We start from the raw sequence: 427 nt of genomic DNA, 5'->3' as shown, positions 1-427 counted from the left end.
CATGGGAGCCATGCCCGCAGACCTGGTGGAGCGTATGGCCGAGGCGCTGAGGTGCGACGGGCCGCCCCTGCCGGAGCGCCCTGTGAAGACTCCGGGGCGCTGCTCGGGAACCCTGGCGCGTTGGGGCCGGAGGGTCGTGAGTGTGTTTGGGCCAACGTTTCTGTACGTGTTCAAGAGCGCGCCCGCGCCGCGCCGTGGGGGGTGAGCCGGACCGCCGCCTGTGGCTGTCCGCCGAGAGCCCGCCGCATCACCGTAAGCGGGTCCAGCTCGGGAAAGCGCTCCTGTACCTGCTGCTGCGCCTGAGCGATCAGTTCATCGAGCAGGACGGGGGCAGCACCCCAGAGCACGCCACGCAGGTACGGCACCACCTCGGAAGGGTCGGGCGGCAGTTGCAACCCGACGGTCAGCGGGGCGTTCTCGCTCTTGT

General features: G+C 70.3%; 1 pseudogene. It reads right to left on the bottom strand.

The features are described from left to right. Positions 1–170: 170 nt before the first annotated feature. Positions 171–427 (bottom strand): annotated as a pseudogene (locus tag RM812_RS42505) (hypothetical protein); the annotation flags it as partial.

This window comes from Streptomyces lancefieldiae (genome assembly GCF_031845825.1).
GTDB lineage: Bacteria > Actinomycetota > Actinomycetes > Streptomycetales > Streptomycetaceae > Streptomyces > Streptomyces lancefieldiae.
Note: the sequence above shows the minus strand (reverse complement) of the source record. Positions and strands in the feature narration are given on the sequence as shown.